The sequence below is a fragment of the Streptacidiphilus rugosus AM-16 genome (genome assembly GCF_000744655.1).
GTDB lineage: Bacteria > Actinomycetota > Actinomycetes > Streptomycetales > Streptomycetaceae > Streptacidiphilus > Streptacidiphilus rugosus.
Genome location: NZ_JQMJ01000003.1, coordinates 714,431 through 732,606 on the forward strand (window position 1 = coordinate 714,431; position 18,176 = coordinate 732,606).

General features: G+C 73.4%; 20 protein-coding genes. 11 read left to right on the top strand and 9 right to left on the bottom strand.

Features of this window, described 5'->3' with window-relative positions; all coding sequences use genetic code 11:
* Positions 1 to 154: 154 nt before the first annotated feature.
* From BS83_RS06690 to BS83_RS41495, 3 genes are all read left to right on the top strand, one after another.
* Positions 155 to 682 carry a TIR domain-containing protein gene (locus BS83_RS06690; protein WP_157596982.1) on the top strand — a complete coding sequence of 176 codons (528 nt, stop codon included), beginning with the start codon at positions 155 to 157 and terminating at the stop codon, positions 680 to 682.
* 148 nt (positions 683 to 830) lie between these two features.
* A complete protein-coding gene (locus tag BS83_RS06695; RefSeq protein ID WP_037601917.1) occupies positions 831 to 1,373 on the top strand; it encodes a hypothetical protein in 543 nt (180 codons plus the stop codon).
* Positions 1,370 to 2,395 carry a sigma factor-like helix-turn-helix DNA-binding protein gene (locus tag BS83_RS41495; RefSeq protein ID WP_051942717.1) on the top strand — a complete coding sequence of 342 codons (1,026 nt, stop codon included), beginning with the start codon at positions 1,370 to 1,372 and terminating at the stop codon, positions 2,393 to 2,395. The genes BS83_RS06695 and BS83_RS41495 overlap by 4 nt, the downstream gene beginning before the upstream one ends.
* A gap of 56 nt (positions 2,396 to 2,451) precedes the next feature.
* Here the strand turns inward: BS83_RS41495 and BS83_RS45180 are convergent, their stop codons facing one another.
* Positions 2,452 to 2,604 (bottom strand): hypothetical protein, encoded by a 153-nt coding sequence (locus BS83_RS45180; RefSeq protein ID WP_157596984.1) that lies wholly within the window; start codon positions 2,602 to 2,604, stop codon positions 2,452 to 2,454.
* Positions 2,605 to 2,928: 324 nt separating this feature from the next.
* On the opposite strand from BS83_RS45180, the gene BS83_RS06705 reads away from it, so the two are divergent.
* Positions 2,929 to 3,162 carry a hypothetical protein gene (locus BS83_RS06705; RefSeq protein WP_037601919.1) on the top strand — a complete coding sequence of 78 codons (234 nt, stop codon included), beginning with the start codon at positions 2,929 to 2,931 and terminating at the stop codon, positions 3,160 to 3,162.
* Between the two features lie 50 nt (positions 3,163 to 3,212).
* On the opposite strand, the gene BS83_RS06710 is transcribed toward BS83_RS06705, so the two are convergent.
* Positions 3,213 to 3,779: a hypothetical protein gene (locus BS83_RS06710; protein ID WP_037601920.1), complete on the bottom strand. Its 567-nt coding sequence runs from the start codon at positions 3,777 to 3,779 to the stop codon at positions 3,213 to 3,215.
* A gap of 164 nt (positions 3,780 to 3,943) precedes the next feature.
* On the opposite strand from BS83_RS06710, the gene BS83_RS06715 reads away from it, so the two are divergent.
* Together BS83_RS06715 and BS83_RS06720 are read left to right on the top strand one after the other, a co-directional pair.
* A complete protein-coding gene (locus BS83_RS06715) occupies positions 3,944 to 4,609 on the top strand; it encodes a DUF6000 family protein (RefSeq protein ID WP_051942718.1) in 666 nt (221 codons plus the stop codon).
* Positions 4,610 to 4,705: 96 nt separating this feature from the next.
* Entirely contained in the window at positions 4,706 to 5,881 is a 1,176-nt protein-coding gene (locus BS83_RS06720) for a hypothetical protein (RefSeq protein ID WP_037601922.1), read from the top strand.
* A 52-nt stretch (positions 5,882 to 5,933) separates the two neighbouring features.
* Here the strand turns inward: BS83_RS06720 and BS83_RS06725 are convergent, their stop codons facing one another.
* On the bottom strand, positions 5,934 to 6,254 hold the full coding sequence (locus BS83_RS06725; protein WP_037601923.1) for a hypothetical protein: 321 nt from the start codon (positions 6,252 to 6,254) through the stop codon (positions 5,934 to 5,936).
* 133 nt (positions 6,255 to 6,387) lie between these two features.
* On the opposite strand from BS83_RS06725, the gene BS83_RS06730 reads away from it, so the two are divergent.
* A complete protein-coding gene (locus tag BS83_RS06730) occupies positions 6,388 to 6,966 on the top strand; it encodes an RNA polymerase sigma factor (protein ID WP_232248081.1) in 579 nt (192 codons plus the stop codon).
* Positions 6,963 to 7,622: an anti-sigma factor gene (locus tag BS83_RS06735; RefSeq protein WP_037601925.1), complete on the top strand. Its 660-nt coding sequence runs from the start codon at positions 6,963 to 6,965 to the stop codon at positions 7,620 to 7,622. The genes BS83_RS06730 and BS83_RS06735 overlap by 4 nt, the downstream gene beginning before the upstream one ends.
* 83 nt (positions 7,623 to 7,705) lie before the next feature.
* Here BS83_RS06735 and BS83_RS06740 read toward each other — a convergent pair whose 3' ends face one another.
* Positions 7,706 to 9,367 (bottom strand): FAD-dependent monooxygenase, encoded by a 1,662-nt coding sequence (locus BS83_RS06740; RefSeq protein ID WP_037601926.1) that lies wholly within the window; start codon positions 9,365 to 9,367, stop codon positions 7,706 to 7,708.
* Between the two features lie 142 nt (positions 9,368 to 9,509).
* Between BS83_RS06740 and BS83_RS06745 the strand changes: the two genes are divergently transcribed.
* Positions 9,510 to 9,974, top strand: a complete 465-nt coding sequence (locus BS83_RS06745) for a hypothetical protein (RefSeq protein WP_037601927.1) — start codon at positions 9,510 to 9,512, stop codon at positions 9,972 to 9,974.
* Between the two features lie 230 nt (positions 9,975 to 10,204).
* On the opposite strand, the gene BS83_RS06750 is transcribed toward BS83_RS06745, so the two are convergent.
* The gene (locus tag BS83_RS06750; RefSeq protein WP_084713181.1) at positions 10,205 to 11,254 is read right to left on the bottom strand and encodes a LysR substrate-binding domain-containing protein; all 1,050 of its coding nucleotides are present in this window, start codon (positions 11,252 to 11,254) and stop codon (positions 10,205 to 10,207) included.
* A gap of 70 nt (positions 11,255 to 11,324) precedes the next feature.
* Here BS83_RS06750 and BS83_RS06755 point away from each other — a divergent pair, with 70 nt between their 5' ends.
* Positions 11,325 to 12,419 (top strand): YeiH family protein, encoded by a 1,095-nt coding sequence (locus BS83_RS06755; protein WP_037601929.1) that lies wholly within the window; start codon positions 11,325 to 11,327, stop codon positions 12,417 to 12,419.
* Between the two features lie 48 nt (positions 12,420 to 12,467).
* Here the strand turns inward: BS83_RS06755 and BS83_RS06760 are convergent, their stop codons facing one another.
* Positions 12,468 to 13,811 (bottom strand): MFS transporter, encoded by a 1,344-nt coding sequence (locus tag BS83_RS06760; RefSeq protein WP_084713183.1) that lies wholly within the window; start codon positions 13,809 to 13,811, stop codon positions 12,468 to 12,470.
* Positions 13,808 to 15,043, bottom strand: a complete 1,236-nt coding sequence (locus tag BS83_RS06765; protein ID WP_037601931.1) for an aminotransferase class V-fold PLP-dependent enzyme — start codon at positions 15,041 to 15,043, stop codon at positions 13,808 to 13,810. Before BS83_RS06765 ends, BS83_RS06760 begins: the two co-directional genes overlap by 4 nt.
* On the opposite strand from BS83_RS06765, the gene BS83_RS06770 reads away from it, so the two are divergent.
* Complete coding sequence (locus BS83_RS06770) at positions 15,042 to 16,460, top strand: aminotransferase-like domain-containing protein (RefSeq protein ID WP_037601933.1); 1,419 nt, start codon at positions 15,042 to 15,044, stop codon at positions 16,458 to 16,460. The genes BS83_RS06765 and BS83_RS06770 overlap by 2 nt on opposite strands.
* A 106-nt stretch (positions 16,461 to 16,566) precedes the next feature.
* Here the strand turns inward: BS83_RS06770 and BS83_RS06775 are convergent, their stop codons facing one another.
* Both BS83_RS06775 and BS83_RS06780 read right to left on the bottom strand, forming a co-directional pair.
* Positions 16,567 to 17,247: a vitamin K epoxide reductase family protein gene (locus tag BS83_RS06775; protein WP_037601935.1), complete on the bottom strand. Its 681-nt coding sequence runs from the start codon at positions 17,245 to 17,247 to the stop codon at positions 16,567 to 16,569.
* A 32-nt stretch (positions 17,248 to 17,279) separates the two neighbouring features.
* Complete coding sequence (locus tag BS83_RS06780; protein ID WP_051942719.1) at positions 17,280 to 18,134, bottom strand: thioredoxin domain-containing protein; 855 nt, start codon at positions 18,132 to 18,134, stop codon at positions 17,280 to 17,282.
* Between the last annotated feature and the right edge of the window lie 42 nt (positions 18,135 to 18,176).

An 18,176-nucleotide genomic window follows, 5' to 3' on the forward strand; every position in this document is an offset into this window, starting at 1 on the left:
CAGATGCCGCGAGGGAAGCATTGTCACGGGCGTGACGCTCGCGAAAGCATCGAGTCATCCCCCCAAGGGCCCCGGCGCCGGAGCCTGTTTCACTCTCGATCCCCGCGACACACGGCTGTTCGTCGCGTGGATACCTTCCCTGTTGGAGCTGACCGTGACCGAGCTGTCCGACGCCGAGATAGCGGCCGATGCACGCCGCACCATGCGCGTCTTCCTCGCTGCCCCGTCGCTGCGCCTGACCGGCCCGGCGGACGGCGTTTTCAGCCTGGCCCTGCGCGGCCGCCTCACCGCCCTGCGCGATGCCCTCCTCGACAGCGGCGTGAGCGTCTTCAGCGCCCAGCACGACGACGTGTGGACCACCCGCGGCGTCGGCATCGGCCTGAGAGTCCCCTCGGCCTTCCGCGCGATGCACGCGGCGGACCTGGCCGTCGCCTACGTCGGATCGCCGCTGTCGGCCGGCGTCGGCATGGAGCTCGGCTGGGCGACGGCACTGCGCAAGCCGGTCGTGCTGCTGGTCGACAAGGCGGTCTCGCACAGCCCGATGATCACCACGCTCGAAGAGGTCTCCCCGGTGCTGCCGCTGGAGTTCGACCCGAACTGGACCGCCGCCCAGCTGCGTCACACCATCATCACGGCGCTGGACTGGGCCGACACCTCGCTCAGCTACCCGGAATCAGCCTGAGCCACCCCTGGTCGGGGCCGGTGCGCCGGTCCCGGCCGTGGCGATGCCCGCGGTCCTGGCGCGAATCGGACTGCCCCTGCGGACACTGACTCTGATATGTGTAGCGCATGGATCTACGGGCCCTGCCCGGCATCTCAGGGAGGCCCGGATGACCTGCACACCCCAGCAGCACGTCTGCGAGTGGGCGGAGTCCGCCGACCAGGTCGAGCGGATCCTGGCCCGCTGTCTGGCGGGAACGCCCCCGCAGGCGCTCGCCACCGAGTACGGCGTGGCCGTGGCGGAGATCAGCGCGATCTGCGAGGACCACGGTCTGCCCCTGCGGCACGACGGTCTGGCCCGCGGGCGGATCGGCGTCGGCCCGGACGGGTGCGGGAACGGTGTGCACACCTGTTCCTGGTCGGACCGTGCGGACGTCGTCGAGGACCTCGTCGACGGTTACGCCCAGGGCCGCTCGATCAACGAGCTCTCCAAGCTGTTCCCGTACTCCAGGGCGACGGTGACCCGGATCCTGGACGCCCACGAGGTGCCGCGCCGCTCGCGTTCCGAGCAGTGCACGCGGGTGCAACTGCCGATCCAGGAGATCGAGCAGGCACTCGCCGACGGCGTCACCATGAAGACCATCGCGGCCCGCCACCAGCTCTCGCGGCAGATGCTGCTGCGTCGCCTGAACCAGGCGAGGGCAGCCGCATGACCGATCTGCCGTTCCGGCTGCCCAGCTCCCTGTCGAAGGAAGCGGTCGAGGCCTGGCTCGAGGCGCTCGAACACGGCAGCGTCCCCCAGGCTCCGAGCGGGGAAGGACGTCCTTCCCCGGGGGCGCATCCCCGCTCGGTGTACGACGAGCTGCTCCGGGCCGGCCTGCTGCGCCACCACGTCGACACGGACATGCTGGTCCCGGTCGACCCGGAGGCCGCGGCGCTCCAGGCCGAGCGTCAGGCCAGGGAGATGTGGCTCCAGGCCTCCCGTCTGCAGGACGAGTGGAGTCCGCTCGCCGACGCCTACCGCGACGCCCGCCGCAAGGACGGGGTCAGCGGTTCGCTCGTCCGCTACGTCGAGGGCAAGCCCGCCATCGCGCAGCAGATCAACCTGATCGCCTCCTCGGCCAAGACCCGGGTCTTCGCCGTCCAGCCCGGCGGATCGCGCACCAAGGAGTCGCTGGACAACAGCTTCCCGATCGATCTGGCCCTGCTGCGCCGCGGAGCCCAACGCCGGGTCATGTACCAGACCCCGGCGCGCAAGCATCCGGACACCCGCGACTACGTGCGCGCCCTGGTCGAGGCGGGCGGCGAGGTCAGGACGGCCGACGAGCTCTACGACCGGGTCGTCATCGCGGACCGCACGGTGATCCATCCCGTCGACGAGACGATGGATTCGGCGGTGGTCATCACCGAACCGGCGATCGTGGAATTCCATCTGCGGTTGTTCGCGCAGGCGTGGAGAGCGGCGGAGCCCTTCCTTGAACCGGTCAGGAAGACCGATGTGCCCGACGGGCGGCGCGGTGATCAGCTGACCGCGATGCAGCGAAGAATCGTGCGGATGGCCGTTCAGGAAAAACTCAAACACGAGGTGATCGCGAGAGAGACGGGCCTGTCGCTGCGGACGGTTCGGCGACAGTTGGGGGAGGCCCGGAGAGTGTTCGGGGGCGCGCCCACGACGCACGCTCTCGCTTGGGAGATCCGCGGAGAATACCCTGAGGGATTCCCCGCGGATTGGTAGCCCACGCGCCGGGGATGCGCCGACTTCCGGACGTTCGGACGATTCCCGCGCGCTGATCAGGGCGCGCTGGGGCCCGCCGATTGCCAGCCCAGGTCGGCGACGGTGATGCTGTGCCGCTGCCAGCCCAGATCTTGCGCAGCGTTGATGCCGACTACGGCTGCCGCTGCGAGGACTACCGAGATGATCACCGCGCGGATGCGACGCGACATCTCAACTCCTCTCTGGCGGGCCAGGCCCGCCGCCAAAACGTGCGTTCTACCGGGGAAAGTAATTCCGAACCGGATGTTACCGCCATTGAGTTGGCCTGACTCCCCCTGCCTGGCGGGGATTACCAGCGGGTTTGCGATCACATGGCGACTCAATCACCTTGAGCCACGGCGGCAGTGCATCGCTTGGCTCGCGACCGAGGCGACCGCCGATGCCGGAGCGGGGACATGACCGCCAACACCAGTGCGGGGACAACAGGTTGCTCATTCTCGCCACGACTTCGCGTGACACTCCCCCCGGATGGCGGTAGAGGGCAAGATGGGTGCATGCCAAGCGCCGACCGCCATCGCCCCCGGACCGTGCTGGAGGCCCAGGGCCACCTGCACCGCTGGAACATGGAACTGGTGCGTGAGCGTGAGGTCAGATTCCGTGAGGCCAGGGAGGCCGGCGTCACGCCCGATCAGATCGCACTGATCACGGGCGCCCCGGTCGAGGACGTCCTCGACGTCCTCGGGGAACGGGCCACCAGCGCATCGCTTTCGGTCGTCGGCTGGTCCTGAGGGCCGAACAGCTCGAGAGCCGGACAGCCGGAGAGCCTGAGCGCCTGACGTCACAGCAGAGCGGAGAGCTCCCGGTCGTCGAGCGGGTGCAGGGTGCGGGCGATCGACGGGTAGTCCGGATCGGTCCAGTCGTCGGTCGTCGTCAACACCAGCAGGACGCCGTCGCGGCGGACCGCGTAGCCGCTCCGGTCGGAGCCGGTGGCGTGGAGGGTCCAGGCGTCCCGCCCGGCCGGGGTGCAGCTGACCGCGGTGTCCGTGGTGCTGCCGAGCAGCCGGGGATCGGCGGGGGTGGCCCCGTCGGTGACGAAGGTCGGCATCACCCGGCAGGGGTCGGTGGCGGCCGGAGCCACCCAGACGATGGCGCCCTGGTCGGCGTCGTCGTCATCGCCGAACTTCAGCACCGTGCGGAAGCCCGAGCCGCGCGCCTCGATCCGCTCGGGGTGGGCGCCTGGCCAACTGACGCCGCGCACCAGGGTGCTGGGCAGCTCCGGGTGGGCGGCGCGCCAGTCCGCCGCCGACCGCGCGTCGGCCGAGCAGGCCGTGGCCAGACACGCGACGGCTGCGCCCGCGCCGGCCAGGCGGAGCGTCGGTCTCAGGGCCTGGGGTCTCTTCGTCATGGCGGCGCGGCCTCCGTGGGTGCGATCGGTTGGCGCCATGGTCGTCGTCGGTCCGTGCCTCCGCCTGAGTAGGCGTGCTCAGGCGGGCCCGGCCGACAGCTCAGCCGGGATCGGAAAGCGGATTGCGGTGGTCGGGCGACGGCGGCCGGGGCGAGGATGCACGGGTGACCCGTGCGCATGAGGAACCTGAACTGCTGGAGCTGATCCACCGTTATGTCACGGTCGATCAGCGGTATCTGCGCCTGGGCGTCGGGCTCACCGGTCTGACGGGCAGGGAGCGGAGCCGCGCGGTGCAGGACCTGGCCGCCGCTGCCGCCCGCATCACCGACGCCGAACTGACGGTCCTGCTGGACCAGGGCGGATGGCGCGAGCGCAAGACCGCCGCCTGGCTGGTGGCCGCCTCCGACCGGCGGTGGTTCAGGCCCCGGCTGGGGGAACTGCTGCTCGCCAGCGACGGACCCTACGCCGGGGCCGCGTACTGCGTGGCGCTGGCGTCCTTCGGGACGGAGGCCGACGCGCAGATCCTCTGCGACTACCTCGACCTCTACCTGCGCCGCCCGGACCTGGACTACGACCAGGGCGTGGCGATGGGAGCGCTTCGGCACGTCGACGCCGAGCTGGGCGGCGGCCACCCGGCCCGGTACCTGGCGCCCGGCGGACCGTGGGAGCTGTGGCACGCGGCCGTTCCTTCCAGGCCCGACGAGTCGGCGATCCAGCGGACGACCGCAGCGCTGGTCGGCTTCGCGCGGGAATGCGTCCGCGCGGCCGGCGCGGCGGCCCCACCCCGTCGCCGGTGGCCGGTGCTCCGTCAGCGGCGTCGGTCGCAGTGAGCCGCGCCTCCGCTCCCGGTTCGCCTCCGTGCGGCGTCGATTCGTGACCGAACGGGGTCTCGATCCGTGAGCGGCCGCGGCCCTACCGTCAACGCCATGACGACGGCCAGGGCGGCGACGGGCGGGAACGACATCTTCGGTGAGCTGCTGCCGGGCGAGCAGGTGCGTTGGGAGGCGCAGCCGGGGCCAGGGCGGCGGCGGGCGGCCTGGAACCTGGCGCCGCTGCTCGGGGCGTCGGTGGGGGTGCCGGTGCTGGCGGTCCTCACAATGAGGGACATCGTCGGCGGCGGGCAGTCCGTGCCGGTCCGCCTGGTCTGGGGGCTGGCCCTCTGCGCCGGGGCGGCGCAGTGGCTGTGGTACCTGGCCGGGGCGTTCCGTGACCGCAGCCGCTTCACGGTGGTCCGCTACCGGCTGACGTCGGACCGTCTGGTGATCGTCAGGGGCGAGGGCTCGCGCGCCGTCGCCGAGGCCTGGTGGGTGTGGGACCTGCGGGAGCCCCGGCTGGTCGAGCGGCGCGGAAAGCACGGCCACGACCTGGTCGTGCACGCCGCCGCCGGGCCGGATGCGCCGACGGTCAGGCTGGAGGCGCTGCCCGACGCGGCCGCCGTGCGCGAGCTGCTGCTCAGCGGGCGCGCCGAGGCGGCGCACGGTCCCCGGCCGGAGGGCGCGCGACCGGAGGACCTGCGGGTCGCGCCGGGCGAAGGTCTGCCGCAGGGCGTGCGGCTGGATCCGGACGAGCGGCTGCTGTGGGCGGCCCGCGCCCGGACGGCCTGGTGGTACACCGGCGCGGACCGGCTCAACTCCGCCGTCGGCGCCCTGACGGTTGCCGTCGCGGTCCTGCTCTCCGTCGGCCTCTCCTCGAACGGGTCCTATCCGTCAGGCCCCGGCCTTCCGGTCCTGCTGCTCGGCGTCGTCCTCGGCGGCTACGCCGCGGTCGGCCGGTTGTTCCGGCGCCGGTACCGCGCGCGCCGATCCAGCTACGGTCTGACCGACCGGCACCTGCTGACCGTGGTGGCCGGGGCGCGCGGCGCGGAGCCGACCGTCCACCGCCTGCCGCTCGCCGACCTGCGCCCGCCGTTCGTGCGGGACGGGCTGGTGATGAGCGACGTCAAGGGCCTGCCGACACAGGGCCGGCCCAGCACCGGGCCCTGGCCGTTCACGGCGTGGAGCGCGGGCGCGCGTCGGCTGGTCAACTGGGTGGCCCTGGCCGTGCCGGAGGAACCCGAGGCGGTGGCGCGTCTGATCGCCCTGGCCCAGCGCGCCGCACGCTGAGCCGCCCGGGCGGCTGCCCGCCTCACGCAGCCCTCCCGGCGCACCGGTCTGCTCAGCCCACGGGCGGCGCGGTCCCTTCGGAGGGTGAGCCGGGCTGCCAGAGGGTGAGCCTGAGCTCGCCGGAGTCCGCGCCGGGGGCGACCTCGACCAGCGCCCTGACGCCCGGTGCGAAGGTCAGGGTGAAGAGCGGGTCCATGGCGGCCAGTTCGAGCAGTGCCGCCCGCTCCGAGGCGGTGACCTGCGGGTCCGGTCGCGCGATGCCGGTCCACACGTCGTCGGTGCAGTCCACCACCACGTGCAGGTCCGGGCACCCGACGCTCGTAGAGTCGTTCATCTCCCATTCCAGGGTGGCGGGCCCCTCATAGATCAGCACGGAGCGAGTCTGCCGTACCGAGGCATCCCCGTGGCACCGATCCGAAGCGGACCACGGAACCGCGTGTAACGCTTTCGGGCGCCGGAGCCAAGGAGAGATGTAAGGCAGTGCTCGTCGTCCCAAGGAGCAATCCGTGCCAACGGACCAACCGACCGCCCCACCCGTGCGGGACCCAGCCGGGTTCGCCGTGTTCTACCAGCAGCACTTCGACGCGGTGCTCGGCTTCGTCACCCGTCGCACCGACAGCGCGCACCTGGCCGCGGACCTGACCGCGGACATCTTCCTGACCGCGCTGGAGCAGGCGGACGGCTACGACGCCCGGCGGGGCGCGCCCATCGCCTGGCTGTACGGGATCGCCCGCAACGTCCTGGCCGCGCACTTCCGCGGCAGCGTGCGTGAGCGGCAGGCCGTCTCCAGGATCGCCGGTCGCCGGATGCTGGACGACCAGGACGTCGCCGCGATCGAGGGGCGCATCGACGCCGCACGCGCCGCGCGGCAGTTGGCCGGCCGGCACGCCGCCCTCTCCGAACCGCTGCGCGCGGTGCTGGACCTGGTGGCCGTGGACGGGCTGACCATCCGCGAGGCCGCCCAAGCGCTGGGCATCAGCTCGGCCACCGCCCGGGTGCGCCTGCACCGGGCCCGCAAGGCGCTGCAGAGCGTCGTGCCGCAGACCCACTCGTCCCTGAACGCCCTCATGGAGGCCGCCTCGTGAACGCTCCCCTGAACTTCCAGCAGCGGCTCGGCGACGAGCTCACCGCCCGCGCGGCGGCCCTGTCCGCTCCGACCCTCGTCGCGACCCCGATCCCGGTCCGCACCCGGCCGCGTCACGGCCGTCGCGTCGCGGTGACCGCCTTCGGGCTGGCCGCGGCGGTCACCGCGGTCGTCCTGGGCGCGCACGTCGGCGGCAGCCCGGCTCCCGGTCAGGCGGCGCCGACCGCCAAGCCCGTCGCGGGCAACCCCACGCCGGCCGTCGAGAACGCCTCCTTCACCGTGACGGTCCGCAAGGGCGGCACGGTCGCCCTCCAGGTGACCGGCTCCAAGCTGTCCGGGCTCCAGTCGGCCCTCCGGGGAGCGGGCCTGAACGCGGTCGTGCTGAACCCCTCGGCCTCCTGCCACACCCGGGTGGTGAGCGTCGGCGGCGACCAGCTCGGCAAGGTGATGTCCCTGGACCCGAAGAACGGCCGCATCGCGCTGCTGACCCCTGGCGCCGTCCCGGACGGGGAGACCCTGCTGGTCGTCAACGAGAACCCCGCCAACGGGCTCCACAAGAGCACCGTGGGCAGCCTCGCCTACATGCTGGTCAAGCACGTGCCCAGCTGCTTCCCCGCCTCCCAGGTCGACATCGGCGAAGGCTACGTGCCCCGCTGACCACGGGCGTGACCTTCGCCTGACCACCGTCCGCCACCGCCGTGCGGCCCGTCCGGGGCCGTGCGGCGGTGGCGGCGCGCGGGTCAGGCGAAGGTGCGGCGCAGCAGTGCCGTCAGCCGGTCGGGGGTGGCCGGGTGGAGGCGGCCCGCGAGGTGGCCGTCGGGGCGGATGACGAAGGCCTCGCCGTCCCGCGGAGCGTAGGCGGCGCGGAAGCCGTCGGCCCGGTCCAGCACACGGGGCGGGCGCAGCCCCGGCCGGCTGCCGGCTTCGGGGACGTCCGCGGCGAGGATCACGTAGGTGTCGAGCAGACCGTGGGCGGCGTGGCGGGCCGCGGTGGCGCACTCCTGCAGTCGCGCCGCGCCCGGGCCGGAGGCGTGCTCGGGGCCCGCGTGCAGCAGCAGTGTGTGCCGCGGGCTGCGGAGCAGGTCGAAGAGCCGCTGGGGGTACTGGGCGAGGTCGCGGACCAGGCCGCGGCAGTCCGGCGCCCGGTCCCCCGGGGCGGGGCCGCCCGCCGCTCGGTCGTCCGGGGGCTCCGGCTCGACGAGCGGGCTGTCCGGGTAGCCCACCAGCAGTTGCGCCTCGCCCAGCAGGAGCGTGTCCACGGCGTCGGCGCTCTCGGCGTCGTATCCGGAGCGTGCGTGGCGGACCGTGCGCCCGACGACCTCCTCGCCGACCGGGTGGCGTTCGGCGTGGTAGCTGTCCAGCAGGCCTTCGGCGCCGAGGCCGCGGACCGTCAGGGCCAGCTTCCAGGCGAGGTTGTAGGCGTCCTGCACCCCGGTGTTCATGCCCTGGGCGCCGGTGGGCGGGTGGATGTGCGCGGCGTCCCCGGCGACGAGGAGCCGGCCGTTGCTATAGCGGTCGACCAGCCGGTGGCTGATCCGGAACGTCGACGACCAGCGCAGCGTCGACGCGGTCGTGGGCTGCGGGGAGAGCCGGTCGAGCACGGCCTGGATCTGCCCGAGGTCCGGACCGCGGCCGCTCGCGAGTCCGTGCACCACCCCCTCCGCCGGACCCGTGCGGTCCCCCTGAAGGACGGCCAGTTCCGGGGGGACCGTCATGGACATCCGGTAGCGGCGCTCGCCCGGCAGCGGGATGCACACCAGCAGGTCGTCCGTCGCGCCGTCCGCGTCCAGGTGCGAGGACCGTACGGCGTAGCCGGCGGGCAGCTCCCAGTCCACCTCGACGTCCCCGAGCATGTACTGCTCGGGGAAGGCGTCGCCCTCGAAAGCGAGACCCGCGGCCTTGCGGACCAGGCTGTGGGCGCCGTCGCAGCCGACGAGGTACCGGGCCTGCACCCGCTCGATGCGGCCGTCCTCGCGGACGAGCGTGGCCTCGACCCGGTCGGGGTGCTGCGCCGCCTCCTGGAGCCTGGTCCCGCGCTCCACCGACGTGCCGAACCGGGCCAGCTGCTCGGTGAGCAGCCGCTCGGTCGTGTACTGGGGGAGGGCGGCGAAGGTGTAGGGGACCTCGGGCGGCAGCCGCAGCTCCAACCGCGGCGCCGCCTTGCCGTCGACGAAGGCCAGCTGCCCGAGCAGCGGCACGGCCTCGTCCAGCGCCTCGCGGACCAGGCCCATGGCGTCCCAGACCTCCAGCGTCCGCGGCTGGACGCCGACGGCCTTCGCGTAGTGCTGGGGCGTGGACAGGGCGTCGACGATCCGGCATTCGACGCCGTGCCGTCGGAGCTCCGCCGCCGCGGTCAGGCCCACCGGCCCGGCCCCCACCACGAGAACGTCGACATCGGCCATGATCAGGCTCCTCGTCGTCCGGGGGCCCGGCTCCGAGAGCCGCCCGCTCCCAGGTTGCGCCCGGACCACCTGGCCCGCCACCTGCGGAGGCGCGCTCCCTGGCGCTCTGGAACGATGGGGGCGGTTGCTGTGAGGAGGATGTATGCCCTACGTGGTCGACTTCGAGAACGTGTCCACTTCCGGCCTGGAATCGTCGCCCGTCGCGGACGCGCTCGCGGGCCTGCGGGCCAACGAGGCCCGCTACTACCGGAACAAGTACGACCACGTGTTCACGGTGAGCCCGGCCGGCGAGGCGCCCGAGGTGCTCGACCGGGTGAACCGGATCCTGTCCGAGGAGCGCGACCTCGTCATCTCCGCCCGCCCGCTCGAAGTGACCTCCTTCGAGGTGGACGGCTTCCGGATGGCCTATGTGTTCTACGAGTCCGGGCTGTCGGTCAACGTGATGTACGGCGTCGAGGCCGGAGCGAAGCGCGCCGTGGGGTTCAAGCTCTCCGAGGGCATGGAGGTCCCAGAGGAGCTGGCGGACCGCTTCAAGTTCGCCCGCCAGAAGTCGAAGCTGGCCGGCACGATCCGCGGCACCTTCTTCGTGATCAAGGGCGAGTACTAGGCCCGGCGCGCTCGGTCGCCGGGAGCTCTCCGCGCAGGAACCGGCCGGGGTCGCCGACGAGGACTCGCCCGAGGGCACGGACGGCCCCACCAGGCGCACCTGCGCGCCGGGCAGTTCCCACTCGCCTTCGGAGGCGGGCCCCCAGGTGCCCTCTGCCGGGCGAGGCGACGGCCGGGGCGGATCCGGCGGGAACGGTCGGGCGAGGCCAGGAGGAGGGAGCGCGACCGGCGTCACGTGCGGTGGCGCCTGGCCACGTCGAGGAGGAGCTTGGCCGGCGGGGTGAGCTCCGTGTCGCTGCGCCAGACCGCGCGCAGCACGCGGGTCAGTGCCACCTCGGGGGCGACGGGGATCTCGACCAGGCGGCCGTCGGCGAGGTCGTCCGCGACGGCGAGCAGGGACAGCACGGCCGGTGCCGCGCCCTGGGCCGCCGCGCTGCGCAGCGGACCGGTGGCCCCGAGTTCCAGGACCGGGACGGACGGCCCGACCCAGGGGCGCAGCGCCCGCTCCAGCGTCTCGCGGGTGCCCGAGCCCGGCTCGCGCAGCAGCAGCGGCGTCTCGGCGAGCTCCGCGCCGGAGACGGGCGTGCCGCGCAGGGCCCAGGGGTGGCCCGGTGCGGTCACCACGGCCAGGCGGTCGCGTCCGACGGGGAGCGAGCGCAGGTCACGGGGCACGAACGGGCCCTCTATGAAGCCGAGATCCGCCTCGCCGTGCCGCAGCGCCTCGATCACCTGGTGGCTGTTGGTGACCCGCAGTCCGACGTGCGTCGCGGGGCTCACCTGACGCAGGCTCACCAGCCAGCCCGGCAGCAGCTGCTCGGCCAGGGTCAGGCTGGCGGCCAGGCGCAGCTCGCCGCGCTGCTGGGCCTGGAGGGCGGCCAGGGTCTCGGCCAGCACGTGGGCCTGGTCCAGTACGCCGCGCGCCCACTCGGTGACGACCAGCCCCGCCCCGGTGAGCCGCGAGCCGCGGCGTGAGCGGTCCAGCAGCTGAAGCGAGAGCTTGCGCTCCAGGGTGCGCAGCCGGGCGCTGGCGGCCGGCTGGGTGATCTGCTGCTGGGCGGCGGCGCGGCCGATGCTGCCGGTGTCGGCGACGGCGACGAGCAGCTCCAGGGTCTCCAGATCGGGCAGCCGCCGGGAGGCCGGGGCTCGCGTCGGACTGCCCGCTCCCTCGGCTCCGCCGTTGCCGCCGCCGTGCCCGCCGCCGTTGCGGTTGCGACGGCCCGCAGCGGTGGGGTCGCCGTTCCGGCCGCCCGGCCGCCCTGCCTTCGCCGCGTCGTCCGTCATAGGGAAACCCTATGACGTGTGCGCCGGTTTACGGCTACCGACCCGGGGCCGCGCGCCCAAGAGTGGACTGGTGACGATCATCCCCGCGCGCGTCGGCCAGAGCCCCGGTGCCCTTTCCTGGCGTTCCCCCCGAGCGGCGCGCTCGCGCGCGGCGGTCGGACGGACGGCGCCGGGACTGCTCGCCGCCGGGCTCGCCGTGGCCGTCGCCGCCGGGGTGCACCGTCTCGTGCCGACCGTCTCGCCGATGACCGCCGCCGTGATGCTGGGCGTCCTCGCGGGCAACCTGCGGGCGCGGGAGATCCGCGCACTGCCGGCGGCCACCCGGCCGGGGCTGGGCGTCGCCGCGAAGCGGGTGATGCGGCTGGCGGTCGTCCTGCTCGGGCTGAAGCTGGCGCTCGGCGACGTGCTGTCGCTGGGCTGGCCGACGCTGGTCCTGGTCTGCCTCGTCGTCGCGGCCACCTTCTTCGGCACGATGTGGCTCGGTCGCAGGGCCGGGCTGCCGGGCGACCAGCCGCTGCTCATCGCGACGGGCTTCTCGATCTGCGGAGCCTCCGCCGTCGCCGCGATGAACGGTGTGACCGAGAGCGAGGAGCGCGACACCGTCACCGCCGTCGCCCTGGTGACGCTCTGCGGCACCCTCGCCATCGCGGTGCTGCCGCTGCTGCACCACCCGCTCGGGCTGAGCGCGGTGCAGTTCGGCCGCTGGACCGGCGCGAGCGTGCACGATGTGGGACAGGTGGTCGCCATCGGGCAGACCGCGGGGGCGGCCGCGCTCGGGCAGGCCGTCGTGGTCAAGCTGATGCGGGTGGCGCTGCTAGCGCCGCTGGTCACCGGTGTCTCCCTGGTGCGGTCCCGCCGCGCGGCCAGGACGCCGGGCGGAGGCGGCCGGGCGGCGGGTGAGAAGCGTCCGGCGTCGCTGCCGCTCTTCCTGGTCGGGTTCCTCCTCTGCATGGCGGTCCGCAGCACGGGCCTGCTCTCCCCCGGTTTCGTGGACGCTGCCAACACCGTCGACGAGCTGCTGATGGCGGCCGCGCTCTTCGCCCTGGGCAGCACCGTCGACGTGCGGGCGCTGCTGCGCACCGGACGCCGCGCGCTGCTGGTCGGACTCGCCTCCTGGGTCCTGATCGCGGCGGTCTCCTACGCGGGCGTCCTGCTCACCACCTGAACAACCGGTGACGGCCCCGGCCGCGACGCGGCCGGGGCCGCCCCGCGTTCACGAGGCCACCGGCTCCTCCCGCCGCACGGAGGGCAGCGCCTTCAGCCGGCTGACCGGGGAGACCAGCAGGGCGACCACGACGGCGGCGGAGCCGACCGCGGCAGTGGTCAGGGCGCCGTGGGCGCCGAGCCGGCCGGTGAGCAGCCCGGCGGCGAGGCCGCCCAGGGCGCCGCCCCCGAAGAGCAGGGTGCGGAACGCGGCCGTCATCCTGCCCATCATCGACTGCGGCGTCATGGCCTGGCGGAGGCTGACGATGACGACGCCGGCCACGCCGAGGCCCAGGTAGGTCGCGAAGAACGACAGCACGAACATCGCGACCGTCACCGGCCGCGGTCCGGCCGCGAGGGGGATCAGCGAGGGACCGAGCAGCAGCACGGACTGGGCCACCAGGTAGACGCGGCCGAGCGGGAAGCGCGCGATGACCTTCCGCGAGAGCAGCGCGCCGATCAGGCCGCCCACGGAGGCGGTCGCGAACACCGCCCCGAGGGTCGCCCCGCCCAGGTGGAGGTCGTGGGCGCCGTAGAGCAGGAACATCGTCCAGACGGTGATCATCGAGAAGTTGCAGCAGAAGCCGATCAGGGCGAGCGAGCGCAGCACCCGGTCGCGCAGGACCCAGCCGAGGCCGTCCCCGAGCTCGCGCCACAGGCGTCGTTCCGCGACCGGCCCGGGGCGCGGCTCGGGGGTGCGGATGAGCAGCAGTGAGACCAGGGACACGGCGTAGGAGCAGGCGTCGACGACCACGGCGACCGGCGCGCCGAGGGCGGAGACCAGGACGCCCGCCAGGCCGGGGCCGGCCACGTCGGCGGCGGACGCGCCCGCGCTCATCCGTGCGCCGGCCTCGACGTACTGGGCGGGGCTCCGCACCAGCACCGGGACGTACGACATCCAGCACACGTCGAACACCACCGAGGCGATGCCGACGGTGCAGGCGATCGCCATCAGCACCGGCAGGTCGAGCGCGTGGGCCCAGTACAGCAGCGGCACGAGCGCGAGCAGCACCAGCCGGACGAGGTTGGCGCCCAGCATTACCGGCCGTCGGCGGACCCGGTCGGTCCAGACGCCGATCAGCATGGCCAGCCCGAGGTAGGGGACGAGCTGCAGGAAGCGCAGCAGTCCGACCTGCGCGTCGGTCGCGCCGAACGCGCCTATGGCGGTCAGCGGAAGCGCGAGGTTGGTCACCTGGGTGCCGAGCAGCGAGACGGTCTCCCCCACCCAGAACCGGGTGAAGTCCCTGTTGCGCCACAGGCTCGCCTGCGGCGTCGGGGTCGAGGCGGCCGGGTCCGGAGGCTCCGACAGCTCCGGGGAGGCGGGTGTGTCGGCCGGCGGCGGGACGCGGGTCATCGGGCGCTCCTCGCGAGTTCGGCGACCGCCGCCGCCACCGCGTCCACCTCGTCCTCGGTGTTGTAGTAGTGCGGCGACAGGCGCAGGCACCAGGCGACGTCCTTGTCGGCGAAGTCGTACTGGGCGAACTCCCGGTAGCTGAGCGCGGAGTTGACGCCGCACGCGTCCAGCGCCGCCTTGAAGGGCGCGGGCTCCCAGCCCTCGATCGCGAAGGTGACCAGCGCGGCGGGGGCGGGACCGCGGTCCAGGGTCCGGACGCCGGGGAGCGCGGCCAGTTGCTCGCGCAGCCGCCCGGCCAGGGCCGGCGTTCGGCGCGCGACCGGCTCCAGCCCGAGGCGCAGCGCGTAGCGGACCGCCGCGGCGCAGCCGAGCACGGTGGCGTAGGGGAACTCCCACTCCTCGAAGCGGGCGGCCGTGTCGACGGGACGGTAGTCCTCGGGAGCGGTCCAGCGTGCGCCGTGCATGTCGATGTGCAGCGGCTCGTACCCCGCCGCCAGGGCCCGGTCCGAGACGTAGAGGAAGCCCGAACCCCTGGGCCCGCGCAGGAACTTGCGGCAGGTGGCAGTGAGCAGGTCGCAGCCGGTCTCCTCGACGTCGATCGGGTACTGCCCCACCGACTGGCAGGCGTCGACCAGGTACAGCAGGTCGAGCTCCCTGCAGTGCGCTCCGATCTCGGCGATCGGCTGCACCAGACCGGAGTTGGTGGGCACGTGGGTGACGGCGACCAGCCGCGGGCGGTGCGCGCGCATCAGCGCGGCCATCGCCTCGACGTCGACGCCGCCGCCGTCCGGGCGGTCGGGGGCGTGCACCAGCCGGACGCCGTGCCGTTTGCGCAGCGCCAGGAAGGCGATCTGGTTGGAGATGAAGTCGTTGCGGGTGGTGAGGATGACGTCGCCGGGCCGGAAGTCGATCGCGGAGAGGGCCTTGGTGTAGGCGTGCGTCGCGCTGGCGGCGAAGGCGATGTTGCGGGGCTCGGCGCCCAGGAGTTCGGCGAGCGAGGCGTGGAAGTCGGCGATCTCGGCGGCCTTGGCGGCGGCGGCCTCGTAGCCGCCGACGGCCGCCTCCAGGTGCAGATGGTCGAGCATCGCCCGGAGCACCGGACGGGCCATCAGGCCGCAGCCGGCGTTGTTGAAGTGGATCACCTGCTCGCAGCCGGGGGTGTCGGCCCGGAGCGAGGTGACATCGAGGAGCGGTTCCGGTGTACGGACGAAAGCGCTATCGTGTTCCTTCATGTATGACGGTAGCAGTATCGAGGCGTTGGTGGCGATCCTCCGTGGTGAGGTCGCCCGCCTCGCGCCGGGCGACCGCCTGCCCAGCAGCCGGGATCTGATCGCACGTCACGGGGTCGGGCCGGTCACGGTCTCCCGGGCGATCGCCCTGCTGGCCGCCGAGGGCGTGGTCGTCACCCGCCCCGGCAGCGGCACCTATGTGGCCGCCCGGCGCGCCCGTCCCGCCGACGCCGAGCCGGACACCTCCTGGCAGACGGTCGCGCTGGCGGGCCGTCAGTTCCCCGCCGAGCGACCCGACGAGCAGGCGGGGGCGCCTGCGCCCGGCACGATCGCTCTCTCCGGCGGGTACCTGCACGAGAGCCTGCAGCCCACCCGCCTGCTCGGCGGAGCCCTCGCCCGCGCCGCGCGGCGTCCTGACGCCTGGCACCGCGCCCCGGCGGCGGGACTGTCGACGCTGCGCACGATCTTCGCCAGGCAGACCGGCGGGGACGTCGGCCCGGAGGACGTCCTGGTGACCGGCGGCACGCAGGGGGCGCTCTCGATGCTCTTCCGCGCCCTCGCCGCGCCCGGCAGCCCGGTCCTGGTCGAGTCGCCGACCTACCCGGGCGCGCTCGCCGCCGCGCGCTCCGCCGGGCTGCAACCGGTGCCGGTGCCGATGGACGAGCACGGGCTCCGCCCCGACCTGCTCGCCGACGCCTTCGCGATGACCGGCGCCCGGCTGCTCTACTGCCAGCCCACCTTCCACAACCCCACCGGCAGCGTGCTCAGCCCCGAACGGCGCCGGCAGATCGTCGACGTGGCGCGCGCCGCGGGGGCCTTCCTCGTGGAGGACGACTTCGCCCGCCACCTCGGCCACGGCCGCCCGGTGCCGCGCCCGCTGGTCGCCGATGACAGGGAAGGGACGGTCGTCCACCTCACCTCACTGACCAAGCCCGCCTCGCCCAGCCTGCGGATCGGCGCGGTCGTCGCCCGCGGACCGGTGATGCGGCGGCTGCTGGGCATGCGGCGGGTCGACGACTTCTTCATCGCCCGGCCGCTCCAGGAAGCCGCCGTCGAACTGCTCAGCACGCCCACCTGGGACCGTCATCTGCGCAGTCTGGCCGGTGAGCTGCGGCAGCGCTGCCTCGTCCTCGCGGACGCGCTGGCGCGCGAACTGCCCGACTGGTCCCTGCTCCGCGTCCCCGAGGGCGGCCTGCACCTGTGGCTCAGGCTTCCGCCCGGTCTCACCGAGGCGGCCCTCGTGGACGCGGCCCGGACCCACCGGGTCGCGGTCGACCCCGGGCAGCACTTCTTCGCGGCCGAGCCGCCGGCCCCGCACCTGCGCCTCGGCTTCGCCGCCGCGGCCGACCCCGCCGACCTCACCGAAGCGGCCGCCCGCCTGGCCACGGCGGCCGGGCGGGCGGGGACGGCGGGAGCCTGAGGCAGGCAGGCTCGGAGACCTGGTTGTAAGGATCAGCGGATTACGGCGGTGAGGGCGGCTGCCACACCGATGAACGTCCTAATGGTGCCTACGCGAAGCATTGAAGTCAGAGCAGGGTCGACCAGTAGTACCAGAAGCGGTTGAGCACCAGGAGCGCGATGACCAGGTAGCAGGCGACCGGGGCGAGCCAGTACAGGCCCGCCGCCGACTCCAGCCCCGCCCGGGCCCGGTCGGACAGCGGGATGACGCCGGTGCGCAGGTTGTGGACGGTGGTGTACCAGAACAGCGCGATGGTGGCCGCCCACACCACCATGCAGTAGGGGCAGACGGCGCCGATCGAGTAGAGGGTCTGCCCGATCAGCCAGCTGATCATGCCCATCCCGAACACGGTGCCCGCCTGCAGGCCCAGCCAGAACCAGCGCGGGAGGCGGGCTCCGGTCAGTGCCACCACCCCGATCGTCACGACGGCCGCGAACGCGCCGACCCCGATCAGGGAGTTGGGGAAGCCGAACGCCGACGCCTGCCAGGTGCGCATCACCGAACCGCAGCTGATGATCGGGTTGATGTTGCAGCTGGGGACGTAGTGGGGGTCCTCCAACAGCCGGATCTTGTCCAGGGTGAGCGTGATCGAGGCGCCGAGTCCGAAGACGCCGGCGATCAGCAGCAGCCAGCCGAATCCGCGGCCGGCGCGGACCCGGGGGTCGGGGCCGGACTCCCGCGCGGCGTCGTCGTGAGCTCCTGGGGCCTCAGGGGTCTCGGCGGCCTCGGGGGCGCGGTCGGTGGTCATCGAGGTGTCTCTCCCGTCCATGGCGGCGCGGTTCACTTTCCGGTGACGGTCTGCTGGACCAGCGCGGTGAACTGCGCGGGTGTGACCGGGTTGCCCTGGCTGTCGAAGACGTTGATCTGGGTGCCGTCGAGCTTGAGGGTCGGGGTGCCCTGGACGCCGCTGGCGTTGAAGGCGGCGGAGACCTTCTGCGCCCAGGGGGCGTAGACGCGGTTCTGGACGTCCTTGGTGAACTGCGGGGTGACCAGACCGGGCACCTTCTTCGCGAGGTCGAGCAGGGTGTTGAGGTTCCCGAAGCCGTCGGTGCTCTCCTCCGGCTGGTTGGCGTAGAGCACGTCGTGGAAGGCCTTGAACTTGGCCGGGCTCTCGTTGATCGCGGCCCCGGCGACCTGGAGGGCGTCCATCGAACCGGTGCCGCCGAGGTTGTCGTCGAGGAACGTGGCCAGGTGGTAGTTGATCTTGTAGGTGCCGTTGTCGGCGAGCTGCTGGATGGTGGCGCCGTCGGCCTTCTCCAGCTTGTCGCAGATCGGGCAGCGGAAGTCCTCGTAGACGTCGAGCGTGTGCTTCGCGTTCGGGTTCCCGTAGACGATCACGGTCGAGTCGGTGCCGCTGGTGTGGGCGGGCGCGACCAACGGCCCGGCCGCCGAGCCGGTGCTGCCGCCGCTGCCGCCGGCCGTGCCGATCGCGACCGCCGCGCCGGCGGCGACCGCGACGACGGTGACCGCGACCGCCGCGATCCCGATCCGGCGCCTGCGGGCCTGGGCCTGCTGCTGCCGGGCCCGTTCCTGGGCGAGCCGCTCCCGCGCCGAGGCCTGGGCCTGCCGGGCGGTGGGCTTGGAGTGGTCGGTGGTGCCGGTGGTGCGGGTCTTGCTGGTGTTCTTGGCGCTCATGGCGGCCGTCCTCACAGACGAGAAGGTCAGGAAAGGTGAGGA

Bases quoted from the DNA above. Each gene is read 5' to 3' on its own strand.
- BS83_RS06695 (WP_037601917.1), top strand. From the start codon at position 831: ATGACCTGCACACCCCAGCAGCACGTCTGCGAGTGGGCGGAGTCCGCC.
- BS83_RS41495 (WP_051942717.1), top strand. From the start codon at position 1,370: ATGACCGATCTGCCGTTCCGGCTGCCCAGCTCCCTGTCGAAGGAAGCG.
- BS83_RS45180 (WP_157596984.1), bottom strand. From the start codon at position 2,604: ATGTCGCGTCGCATCCGCGCGGTGATCATCTCGGTAGTCCTCGCAGCG.
- BS83_RS06705 (WP_037601919.1), top strand. From the start codon at position 2,929: ATGCCAAGCGCCGACCGCCATCGCCCCCGGACCGTGCTGGAGGCCCAG.
- BS83_RS06710 (WP_037601920.1), bottom strand. From the start codon at position 3,779: ATGACGAAGAGACCCCAGGCCCTGAGACCGACGCTCCGCCTGGCCGGC.
- BS83_RS06720 (WP_037601922.1), top strand. From the start codon at position 4,706: ATGACGACGGCCAGGGCGGCGACGGGCGGGAACGACATCTTCGGTGAG.
- BS83_RS06740 (WP_037601926.1), bottom strand. From the start codon at position 9,367: ATGGCCGATGTCGACGTTCTCGTGGTGGGGGCCGGGCCGGTGGGCCTG.
- BS83_RS06745 (WP_037601927.1), top strand. From the start codon at position 9,510: ATGCCCTACGTGGTCGACTTCGAGAACGTGTCCACTTCCGGCCTGGAA.
- BS83_RS06750 (WP_084713181.1), bottom strand. From the start codon at position 11,254: ATGACGGACGACGCGGCGAAGGCAGGGCGGCCGGGCGGCCGGAACGGC.
- BS83_RS06760 (WP_084713183.1), bottom strand. From the start codon at position 13,811: ATGACCCGCGTCCCGCCGCCGGCCGACACACCCGCCTCCCCGGAGCTG.
- BS83_RS06770 (WP_037601933.1), top strand. From the start codon at position 15,042: ATGTATGACGGTAGCAGTATCGAGGCGTTGGTGGCGATCCTCCGTGGT.
- BS83_RS06765 (WP_037601931.1), bottom strand. From the start codon at position 15,043: ATGAAGGAACACGATAGCGCTTTCGTCCGTACACCGGAACCGCTCCTC.
- BS83_RS06775 (WP_037601935.1), bottom strand. From the start codon at position 17,247: ATGACCACCGACCGCGCCCCCGAGGCCGCCGAGACCCCTGAGGCCCCA.
- BS83_RS06780 (WP_051942719.1), bottom strand. From the start codon at position 18,134: ATGAGCGCCAAGAACACCAGCAAGACCCGCACCACCGGCACCACCGAC.